General features: G+C 62.4%; 9 protein-coding genes. 1 reads left to right on the forward strand and 8 read right to left on the reverse strand.

Annotated elements, in window-relative coordinates:
* Positions 1-241 precede the first annotated feature (241 nt).
* Complete coding sequence (locus IB266_RS02760) at positions 242-955, forward strand: FadR/GntR family transcriptional regulator (RefSeq protein WP_192259998.1); 714 nt, start codon at positions 242-244, stop codon at positions 953-955.
* Positions 956-1,123: 168 nt separating this feature from the next.
* Here the strand turns inward: IB266_RS02760 and IB266_RS02765 are convergent, their stop codons facing one another.
* The 8 genes from IB266_RS02765 to IB266_RS02800 all read right to left on the reverse strand — a co-directional run bounded on the left by IB266_RS02765 (position 1,124) and on the right by IB266_RS02800 (position 10,143).
* Entirely contained in the window at positions 1,124-2,062 is a 939-nt protein-coding gene (locus IB266_RS02765; protein ID WP_192260000.1) for an alpha/beta hydrolase, read from the reverse strand.
* 192 nt (positions 2,063-2,254) lie between these two features.
* A complete protein-coding gene (locus IB266_RS02770; RefSeq protein ID WP_192260002.1) occupies positions 2,255-3,046 on the reverse strand; it encodes a carbohydrate deacetylase in 792 nt (263 codons plus the stop codon).
* Complete coding sequence (locus tag IB266_RS02775; protein ID WP_192260004.1) at positions 3,018-4,196, reverse strand: GNAT family N-acetyltransferase; 1,179 nt, start codon at positions 4,194-4,196, stop codon at positions 3,018-3,020. Before IB266_RS02775 ends, IB266_RS02770 begins: the two co-directional genes overlap by 29 nt.
* 5 nt (positions 4,197-4,201) lie before the next feature.
* Positions 4,202-4,891 (reverse strand): N-acetyltransferase, encoded by a 690-nt coding sequence (locus IB266_RS02780; protein ID WP_192260006.1) that lies wholly within the window; start codon positions 4,889-4,891, stop codon positions 4,202-4,204.
* Positions 4,892-4,971: 80 nt separating this feature from the next.
* Positions 4,972-5,661: a GNAT family N-acetyltransferase gene (locus IB266_RS02785; protein WP_192260008.1), complete on the reverse strand. Its 690-nt coding sequence runs from the start codon at positions 5,659-5,661 to the stop codon at positions 4,972-4,974.
* Positions 5,658-7,634 (reverse strand): hypothetical protein, encoded by a 1,977-nt coding sequence (locus tag IB266_RS02790; RefSeq protein WP_412548281.1) that lies wholly within the window; start codon positions 7,632-7,634, stop codon positions 5,658-5,660. Before IB266_RS02790 ends, IB266_RS02785 begins: the two co-directional genes overlap by 4 nt.
* 203 nt (positions 7,635-7,837) lie before the next feature.
* A complete protein-coding gene (locus IB266_RS02795; RefSeq protein ID WP_192260010.1) occupies positions 7,838-9,142 on the reverse strand; it encodes a lipopolysaccharide biosynthesis protein in 1,305 nt (434 codons plus the stop codon).
* Positions 9,139-10,143, reverse strand: coding sequence for a polysaccharide deacetylase family protein (locus IB266_RS02800; RefSeq protein ID WP_192260012.1), 1,005 nt, complete (start codon positions 10,141-10,143; stop codon positions 9,139-9,141). The genes IB266_RS02795 and IB266_RS02800 overlap by 4 nt, the downstream gene beginning before the upstream one ends.
* Positions 10,144-10,153: the final 10 nt, after the last annotated feature.

The raw sequence follows: 10,153 nt of genomic DNA on the forward strand, positions 1-10,153 counted from the left end.
GTTTTTCAGCATCATTGGATTAGGTGAATGGCGTTTTTATGGCGTATTTGTTGGGGTTGTCCGGCTATTGTGATTTTATCCAGCGTCTGCCTGGCTCGCGCGAAGCCGTTTTTTGAAGGGGCGATTTTTGCTGGGATGGGCTGAGCTTGAGTGTTGTCATACAAGTTAATGGCTTGACAATGAGATTTCCGGCGCCCGCTGGTGATACGATCAGTCAGCCTGTTTTCAAGGAACCCCGGCGATGCCGCAAGACACCGACGCGCCCCCGCGCAAGCGTACCCACAACCTGGCCCATGACCTGGTGACGAAGCTGAGCCAGAGCATCTTGCTGGGGCAGTTGAAACCGGGTGAGAAGCTGCCATCGGAAGGTGCCATCGTGCAGGCCCATGGCGTCAGCCGGACGGTGGTGCGCGAGGCGATTTCCAAATTGCAGGCTTCGGGGCTGGTAGAGACCCGCCATGGCATCGGCACCTTCGTGCTGGCGCAAACCGGCGAGCCAGGGTTGCGCCTGAATGTCGACACCGCGGCGGGAGTGCGGGCGATCCTGGAACTGCGCCTGGGCCTGGAGACCCAGGCCGTCGCCCTGGCGGCCCAGCGCCGCAGCGAACACCAGTTGCAGCAGATGCGCCAGGCGCTGGATGACTATCAGCGGTTGTCCAACAACAACGACAGCTGTGTCGAAGCCGACCGGCGTTTCCATCTGCTCATCGCCGAAGCCACGGACAACGCCTGTTTTGTCGAAATCATGCAGCACCTGGGCAGTGCGATGATTCCCAGGACCCGGGTGAACGTGGCCGAGCGCGGCCAGGCCGATTTAAGCAAGCTGGCGCAGTTGGCCAACCTTGAGCACGAGGCGATCTTCAACGCGATCAAGCGTCAGGACCCGGACGCCGCCCGCGCGGCCATGTGGTTGCACCTGACCAACAGCCGTGATCGGTTTGGCGCGGGATCCTGACGGTTCATGGTCGCCTGACTCACCGCCATCGCGAGCAAGCTCGCTCCCACAGTTGAGAACACCTCGAAAAACTGTGGGAGCGAGCTTGCTCGCGATGGCGGCGGCACACCCAACATTTCCATGACTGACCCACCGCTTCCCGCAAGAAGGCGTGGGTATTTCCATGGCTCAGCCCGCTTTGGCCGGGCCGGTGGTGGCGTTTCCGGCCACGGGGGTGGGGGCGCTTTTCATCAGGGCGTCCAACGCCTGCCGGTAGTTTTTGCCCGCCAGGCTCATGCTGTTGTTATGCGTCGCCCCGGGCACCAGCAACAGGCGCTTGGGTTCCCGGGCGGCGTTGAACAGTTGCTCACTGAAGCGTGGCGGCACGTAGCGGTCGGCGGCGCCATGGACAATCAGCAGCGGCATGTTGATCTCGCCGATCTTGTCGATGGAGTCGAACTTCTGCGACAGCAACCAGCGTACCGGCAGGGATGTATTCGCCATCGAGGTGGCGACATCGCCCAGGGAGGTGAACGTGGATTCGATCACCAGGCCCCGGACCTGGGCTTTGCCATCCTTCGCTGCCTGCTGACCGAGCTGCGCAGCGAGATCCACCGCGACGGCGCCGCCCAGGGAATGACCATAGATCAGCCGCAGGCTCGGGTCTGGTTGCAGCGCTGCGAGACGCTCCCAGGCGATGCGCGCGTCTTCATAGACACTCGCTTCCGATGGCAGGTCTCCCTGGCTTTTGCCAAAGCCCCGGTAGTCGATGGCCAGCACCGAATAGCCCAGCCCTCGCAGTTGCTGGATACGAAACAACTGGCCGGTCAAATTCCAGCGCACACCGTGCAAATACAGGATGGCCGGCGCGTTCTTGCGTTCGGCCGGCCACCACCAGCCGTGGATGTTTTCCCCGGCCTTGAAGCTTTTTGGCTTGAGGTCGAACTCCTGCACGCTGCTGGGCAGCCCACTGAACCAGCTCGCCGTCCCCGGCTCGATGCGAAAGACCAGTTCCCGCTCCTTATGCTGCAACACAGCACAGCCCACCGGCAGGCCGACCATCAATGCGCCCATGCACAGCCAGGCCAACCAGCGGCGTCTCAGGCCAGAAAGTAAGAGTGAAGACATCGATGCCATTCGCTACTGAAACCAAAGATGCCTTGTAGCAGATTCTCCGAAAACGGCGCAGGGATTTGTGACGGTCATTCGTCTGAAGCGCGCTTTTCGGCGCTGGAAAATCCCCAAACCCTGAGCCTTGTTCCCTAGTCCTTTAGGGGAGGACACCCTTCTCACAATCAAGCCTCCATGGCAGAGGGGTCATTACGCATCCTCGAGCTGAACCAGCTCGAACGTCCGCTCAATGGTGCCATACCCTACCTTCGGCACCCCCGCCAGGCGCTGATGCAGCACCTGGGTCAACGAGCAGCCGGGAGCCAGGTAGGTGTCGCCGAAATCCCCGTCCAGTTGCACTGGATGAACAATCACTTCCAGCAAGCCATGGTCTGGTGCGGCGGCGTGCTGCAAGTCGGTTGGCGTGCAGACATAGTCGGCCGTGGCGCCGCATAAGCGACGCAGGCGGCGGTTGAGTAAGGTCTTGAAGATGCGCTTGGGTATATTCAGGTTGGCTCCGAGGTTGCGCGCCAGGCGAATGGACACATCTTGCCGCGCAGCGAAGCGCGCCACCAATGCTCCGATGGGCCAGATGTTATGCACGTGCTGATGGGAGTCGAGGTGGCTTGGGCGCACTCCGTGGTCCAGGCAGCGTTGCCATTGCGCCTGGAGTTCGTCCTGTATTGCGGCGAGGTCCTTCGAGCCCAGATGCAGGCAATAGCGTGACAGGCTGAAGCTGAACTGGCCGTCCGCATCGCAAAACGCCGGGCGTGACTTTATGGCCTGGCTTAGCGGCTGCCCATGGCTGAGATTGAAATGCAGCCCGATGCGCCCTTTGAGCCGGGGCAGTCGGGCCAGTACACACGCCTGTTCGAAGCCCGGCGTATTGGCCATGATGGTGGCGGAACTGATCAGCCCTGCTTCGAAGGCTCGAACGATTGTCGCGTTTTCACTGAAGCACAACCCGAAGTCGTCAGCGTTGATGATCACTTGGCGGGGCATGTGAGATCTCCTGTTCCTTGGGGATAGAGGGTGAATCTGTCGCCGTGGTTTTTTGGGGGGAGTGTTTGCGAAGCCAGGGTTTAAGACTTTTCCAGAGTCGCAAGGCGAGCCCGAGAATCAGGCCATCGGGGTGCCAGGAATAAAAACTCCAACGCCAGTGCTCCAGTTGTCCGGTCATGCGTTCGTGCAATTGATGGCTGGAATTATCGAGACTGACCCGTGACGCATCGATCCATCGCCAGTTTTCGTCCAGCCCCCAGCGAATCCACTCTTCGAGCAATACCCGGCCGCTGCCCAGGTCGGCGTGCTGCGGCAGGAACGCCAGGTTGTAGTCATACAATCGGCCTTGGTCCAGCAGGCCGAGGCGATAACTGATGCATTCACCGTTCAGCTCCAGCATCACCACCCGCACCTGGCCTTGGGCGGCGAGGGCGGTGAAGGCATGGTTCATCCATTGCCGGCGCCTGGGGTCGGCGAAAATGCCGACACCTTCCTCACCCTTCCAGCTGGCGGCCTCGACGTCGGCCAGGGCTCGCAACAGCTGTCCCATGCTGATGGCGTCCGGTGTCACTCGGCGGATTTCGGCACCGCAAGCGGCGATCCGTTTGCGCGCCCGACGCAGCTTGTAGCGTGGATCGCCAGAGACTTCCCGATGATCACTGTCGCTGATCAAGTGCACCGGAACCCGGCAACTGAGCCGCCGCTCCCCGGTGGAGCTCAGTGCCATCCACGCGCTCAGGACGCTTTGCTCGCCGACCGGCTCCACCACTTCATTGAGTTGCAACATCGCGTGGGGCACCTGCTGACGGATCTGCATCAGCGCCTGGCCCATGCCTTCGGCATCCAGGCGCACCAGCAGGGCGATGCGGTCGGCCAAGGGGTAACCCAAGTGATGCACCACCCGGAACCGCAGTCCGCCGATACGCTCACGTCCCGAAACCAGGGGCAGGCATAGCGACAGATTCTGGTCCTGCCAGCCCAGTAATACATGCAATTGCTGATCAGGCAACAGGGCAAATTCCGCCGCTTGCAGCCAGGCCAGGGTGTTGAACGGTGTTGCGTCGGCCACCTGGGTTCGCAGCTGTTCATAAGCTGACACAGGAAAGTCCTCCGCGCCCAGGGAGCGACACCATTGGAACCGGATGGTCATGGACGTCAGGCCGCCGCAGTGGATGGAACCGGCTTGGCCGGTTTACGAAAAGAGTCCAGGACCGAGCCGGTGTAGAACGTGTCACGGAAGAACCGCCAGCGGCCGAACAAGCAATGCATGTGGGTGATCTGGCCGCGCTCCTGATAGTCCATGCGCAGGTGCAGCTTGACGGCTGGGATGTTGCTCAGCTCGAAGACGTCGACCACTTTGTTGCAACCCTGCTCGGCCATGGCTTTCCACAGATCCAGCTGGAAATCCACCGATAGCTGGGTTCCCCAGTAAGCGCGGTACAGCTCCCCGCCGAACTCGAAGAACTCGCCCGGTTTGACCGGGAACCAGCAGCGAAAGAAATGGCGGTCGAAATAGTCTCGTGTACTGCCCCAGATGAAAGCGACGGTGTCGCCCTTGTCGTCCAGGTACATGAGCCCGGTGTGGCCTTCGGCAGCCAGTTCGCGCATGGTCTCGACACGGTCGCCAAAGTACCTGGCGAAGGCATCGGCATTGCTGGTGGTAATGATCTCCCGGCGCAACGGCGTATAGGGCCTGAGGTTGTTGGGCCGTATCGGGCTGACCAGATCGCGCTCCATCCACACCAGTTGTTCGTGGAAATACACGTAGTGCCTGCTCAGCTGATTTAGAACGGCGCGCAGACCTTTTTTCCGAATGCGATCACGCAATTTTTGCAGAACGTTCATGGTGCCTCCTGGCGGGGGCCGGTTAGGGAAAGACCCCATCGCGAGCTTGCTCGCAATGGGGAGTTGGATTGCCATGGACATCAGGCCGGCGCAGTCGATGCAAGCGGCGGGGCCGGCTTGCGAAAGGCGTTCAGTGCCGAGCCGCGGTAGAACGTGTCGCGGAAAAACCGCCAGCGACCGAACAGGCGATACACATGGGTGATCTTGCCGCGCTCCTGGAAGCCCATGCGCAGGTGCATCTTGATCGCCGGGGTGTTTTGCAAATCGCAGACATCGACCATTGTGTTGCAGCCGCTGTCCACCATGATTTTCCACATTTCCAACTGCATGTCCGCCGACATACTGGAACCCCAGTAGGCGCGGATCATCTCGCCACCGAACTGAAAGTACTCACCCGGCTTGATCGGGAAGTTGCAGCGATAGAAATGGCGGTCGAAATAGTCTCGTGTGCTGGCCCAGGCGAAACCCACGGTGTCGCCCTGAGCATCCAGGTACATCAAACCTGTGTAGCCTTCGGCTGCCAGCTCGCGCATGGTTTCGACGCGGTCGCCGAAGTGCCGGGCAAAAGCATCGGCATTGCTGACCGTGATGAACTCCAGGCGCATCGGTGGGTAGGGCTTGAGGTTATGCGGGGGGAGTGGGGTCCGCACATCGTGCTCCAGCCACACCAGTCGGGTGTGGAAAAACACGTAGCGCCTGAACAACTGTTTGAGAACGGCGCGCAGGCCTTTTTTCTGAATGCCATCACGTAATGCTTGCAGAACGCTCATGGTGCCTCCTGACGGGTGGCGGGTGGGGGGAAAGAGAGGGCGGTCCAGCCGAGGGCGAACACGGTTTCTCCTGGCAGGAGAAAACGGATCTGCCCGGCCTCGCAGTTGAACGGGGCGCTGCGGCTTTGACTGTCGGGGCCGAAATACACCAGCTCTGCTTGCGCCTGGGGGCAGGACGCGCCGTCCAGGCTGACCTGTTGCGGGCGCGTGCTTTTGTTCACGCCCAGCAAGCTGCGTCTCGTGTCGGTGGCCATGGCCAGCACGTCGACTTCGAAGGCGTCGTTATCCAGGCGTAGCACCTGGTTGAGCCAATGCTGTTGGATGAACTGCTGGGCCAGGCCCACCGGCTTGAGTTCGAAACGCTGGCTGTCCAGCACCCGCACCATGCCTTTGGGGTACTCAGGTTCGTCGGCGAGCATGAACCAGTTGAGCATGTCCAGCCAGCCGTCGGCCGAGGCGTTGATGACCACGGACGTCCACCACAGGGCGGCGTAGTGGGTTTCCTGGTCGTAGGGGCTCAGGCTCGAGCCGCTGGACATGTTGGTCTGGTCCAGCAGCAAGGCCTTGTTCGGCCGGCCCTTGCTGTCCAGGCCCACCAGGCCAGCGGCGCGGCGCACGCTGTTGCGATAGACCCGGGTCGCCAGCAGGTCGCGGATCATCCATTCATGCCAGGCCAGGGCGTCGATCTGGTCACCGTATTTATCCAGCAAGCGCCGCGCCCAATCGATCCCGCGCCGCTCGACGGCGTTCTCCGCCAAAGGACCATTGGTGAACCGGGAGCTGGCCGGTATGGCAATGCGTACCCCGGCACGGGCATTGGCGGGAATGGCGCGAACCTGATTGGCCATGCTCTCGAACACCTGCTGGTAGCTGGCGAAATCCGGGTAGTTGAGGTTCGGCTCATCGGCGAAACTGAGGTAGTGGATGCCTTTGCCGCCCAAGGCGCGGGTCGCCTTGAGCCAGGCTTGCAAGCCGTTGTTGCTGACGCGGTCGGCCTGCAGGTCGGCCTTGCGCGCGCTACCGGCCAGCAGGGTGATGTCCCGGGTGATGCCGAAGCGGTCCTGGTACAGGCGCCGAAACTGATTTTCATAGTCCGGCCTGTCTGCGGTGATGTCGACCAGGCTGTAGTAGCTGGCGGCCTGGGGCTTGATGGCTTCGATCACCGGGTAGGCCGATGGCGGGGGCATGACGTAGGGCAGGTAGACCCCCAGTTTCGGGGTTGTTCCCAGGACATCGCCATAGAGTTTCAGGTGCGCCTGCCCCGGGTCCTGGCGCAGCGGTTGCAGATGCTCTGGGTTTTGGGCGAACAGGTTCGCCGTGCCATCCAGCCAGAATGCCGCCTTGCCGTTGCCCTGCAATTGCAGGCGCCAGGTTTGCTCGACATTGGCGACGGGCAATGCCACTTGATCGAACTGTCCATAGGCTGGATACGGCTTGAGGTTCAACTGCACCTGTTTGCCATCGGTGACGCGCCGGGCTTGCAGGCTGCGCACGCCGCCGTGGAACTTGCCCGCCAGTACGGCCTGTTCGCCGGGGGCGACCTTGAAATACAACTCATCGCCGTCGTGGGTTTCGGCATTGAAATGCACCTTGGCCGGTGCGAACAGCGCCCGGGTATGGGCGTCGTGTTCGACGGTGTAGCGGCGGAAACTGTAGCCGGGAATTTCCAGGCGATAGCTGGCGGCCCCCGGCAGCAAAGGCCACTGCTGCTCGCCACGTTCCTCGGCGGCCTTGATCAGGCGTTCACCCACCAGGCGCCCTTGGCCGTTGAGCAGGTACAGGTGTTCTGTGTTGGCATTGGCCTGCCAGGCGGGTACCCAGCGCACGGTCACTTGATCCGGGCGGTCGGTCTGCAAGTACAGGCTGCCGTCGCGGATGCCGGTCCATTGCATGGCCGCGCCATGGGCCAACAAGGCCAGGCTCCAAAGGCACAGCCCAGCGGCTATTTTCCACCCATGCCGTACTGGCCCCATCGCGAGCAGGCTCGCTCCCACAGTTGATTTGTGGTGGTCGCGGATAGTGTGTTCGGCACCAGGTTTTTGTGGGAGCGGGCTTGCTCGCGAAGAGGGCGGCACATCCACCATTGACGCAAGCTGACCCACCGCTTCCACAAGAACAACCCCGCACCCTGTGGGAGCGAGCTCGCTCGCGATGGCGGCTTGGCGGGCAACCCTGCTCATGCCGATTTCCCCAGCAGCATCTGGCGCATCGGCAGCAAGTCGCTGGGCAGGATGATCAGTGTCTGCCACAGCGCCACGCCGCTGAGGCGGCAGTACATCGCCAGCAGCGCCAGGGTCACGCACAGGTAGGCGATTGACGACGCGGCGGCAGCGCCGACGATGCCGTAGCGGGGAATCAGGATCAGGTTCAGCGCCAGGTTCAACAGCGCGCCCACGCCCATCAGCAGCGACACGGTGCCGGGTCGGTCCTTGCCCAGCAGATCCAGGCGCAGGATGCTCGCGTAGCACAGCCCGAACAGGCCTGGCAGCAACGCCAGCAAGGCCGGATAGGCCGGTTGATAGGCGATGCCGAACAAGGTGACGATCAGCCACTCGCCGATCAGCGCCATGGTCAGGCAGGCGCCAAGCATCACCGTGGCGGTCAGGCGCAGGGCCAGGGGGGTCAGGCGCTGCATGTCGCTGTCTTGCTGCAGCAGGCGTTTCATCAGTGGCGTGGTGACGGCTTCCGGCACGATCAGCAGCAGTTCGGCAGCGGCGCTGGCCATGGCGTAGTGACCCAGGGCCGTGCTGCCCAGCAGGGCACCGATGAACAGGAAATCCGAGCGCAGCAGCACTTGCTGGAACAGCAGGTCCGGATGGCTGCGGGCGCCGTAGCGCAGCAGTTCGTTCTGACGGCTGCGATCCCAGCGCAGGGTGACCACATGATCGCGGCGCAACCACACCCAACCGGCCAGCACCACCAGGCTCAGGCCTGCCAGCCAACTGATCAGCGCCGCTTCCAGCGCCGTGTCTTTCCACATCCAGAACAGCGCGATAAACAACAGCAGGGGCGCCAGGGATTCCAGCAGGCGCAAGGCATTGAAGGCGCCCACGCCACCGGAGGCGTTGTGCAGCGTCAGCAGGCCACTCTTGAGCACGGTCAACGGCACGGCCAGCAACAGCAGCCAGGCGAGCAATCCCAGTTGCGTGGTGATGTCCAGTTCGCCGCCGAACTCGCGCACCAGCGCCACCACCAGCAAGGTCAGCAACCCGGCCAGCAGGCAACCGAACACCAGCACCTGGCTGAGTAACAAACCCATTGAACGCTGCTGCGCCGCTTGATAACCCACGGCGGAATTCAGGCCGCCGCTGGTGGCGGCGCTGATCAGGTCCGGCAGGGTGCTGAGCAAGGCAAACAACCCCCGTTCGCTGGGCCCGAGAATCCGTGCCAACAGCACATTGCGCAGCAGGCGCAGGCCGATCATCGCCAGGCGCGTGCCCATGCTCAGAGCCAGGTGCTTGAGGTAATGAGCACGGCTCATGGGCGTGTCCCTCGGCGAATTCGCCAGGCCAGTAATTCGGGATGATGGGCATTGCGCTGGCTGACGCCGAAGCGCGGCAGGTTCAAGGGGTCGCCGTCGTTGCGATACAGCCCCGCCTCGGTGCCCAGGGCGAAGGTAAAACCGTGGGCCGCCACCTGTTGGCGCACGCGGGCATCGTGATCGCCGTTGGGGTAGCAATACACCGGCAAGGGCTGGGCGCAGCCGTTTTCCAGGGCCGTCCAACTGCGCGTCAGTTCTTCGTGCAGGCGCTGGTCGTCCAGCCCGGTCAGAATCGAGTGGCTAGCACCATGGGGGCCGAAGCGGATCAGGCCGGAATCCTCGAGCATGCGCACCTGGGACCAGTCCAGGGCCTGGGGTTGGGAACCCTGCGGGCAGGCGTCGGTGAGCTCGCTCAAGGTACGTGGATCGAGGCTCTTGAGGCTTTGCAGGTAATGCAGCAACGCCAGGCTGCGACGCTCGTCGTCGATGTCATCGAGCAGCACCGGCAACGGGCGGCCGGCGTGCTGCAAGTGCTCGATCAACGAATGTCGGGCCACCTGGCCATGGCTGCCCCACAGGGTCTCGCCAATGCTTTCCCACCAGAAGTGCTGGCGACTGCCGATGAAATCGGTGGACAGGAAAATGCTCGCCGGCACCTGGTATTGGCGCAGCAACGGAAAGGCATTCATGGCGTTGTCGCGCCAGCCGTCGTCGAAGGTCAGGGCCACCCGAGGGCGGTTCGGGACGCTTTCAGGATCAGCCAGCAACAAGCTCATCAGCGGTACACACTCGAAATGCCGTAGCAGCCAGATCAGCAAGTGTTCAAACGCATCGGGCCCCACGCACAGCTCGTTGCGGTGGGGCAATTCGGCGGCGCGGTCGTTGTTCAGTACGCGATGCAGCATCAGGATCACGCTGGCGCCACGCAGGGGGTGGCGGCCCAGGGACGTGTTCAGGTACAGCCAGCCGCCGGTGCGCTTGAAGACTTGTTTGATCGACATCGGCTCTTCT

It is taken from the genome of Pseudomonas sp. Pdm06, from assembly GCF_014851795.1.
Classification (GTDB): Bacteria; Pseudomonadota; Gammaproteobacteria; order Pseudomonadales; family Pseudomonadaceae; genus Aquipseudomonas; species Aquipseudomonas fluorescens_AA.

Excerpts from the sequence above, each read along its gene's own strand:
- IB266_RS02760 (WP_192259998.1), top strand. The coding sequence starts at position 242 with ATGCCGCAAGACACCGACGCGCCCCCGCGCAAGCGTACCCACAACCTG.
- IB266_RS02765 (WP_192260000.1), bottom strand. The coding sequence starts at position 2,062 with ATGTCTTCACTCTTACTTTCTGGCCTGAGACGCCGCTGGTTGGCCTGG.
- IB266_RS02770 (WP_192260002.1), bottom strand. The coding sequence starts at position 3,046 with ATGCCCCGCCAAGTGATCATCAACGCTGACGACTTCGGGTTGTGCTTC.
- IB266_RS02775 (WP_192260004.1), bottom strand. The coding sequence starts at position 4,196 with ATGACCATCCGGTTCCAATGGTGTCGCTCCCTGGGCGCGGAGGACTTT.
- IB266_RS02780 (WP_192260006.1), bottom strand. The coding sequence starts at position 4,891 with ATGAACGTTCTGCAAAAATTGCGTGATCGCATTCGGAAAAAAGGTCTG.
- IB266_RS02785 (WP_192260008.1), bottom strand. The coding sequence starts at position 5,661 with ATGAGCGTTCTGCAAGCATTACGTGATGGCATTCAGAAAAAAGGCCTG.
- IB266_RS02790 (WP_412548281.1), bottom strand. The coding sequence starts at position 7,634 with ATGGGGCCAGTACGGCATGGGTGGAAAATAGCCGCTGGGCTGTGCCTT.
- IB266_RS02795 (WP_192260010.1), bottom strand. The coding sequence starts at position 9,142 with ATGAGCCGTGCTCATTACCTCAAGCACCTGGCTCTGAGCATGGGCACG.
- IB266_RS02800 (WP_192260012.1), bottom strand. The coding sequence starts at position 10,143 with ATGTCGATCAAACAAGTCTTCAAGCGCACCGGCGGCTGGCTGTACCTG.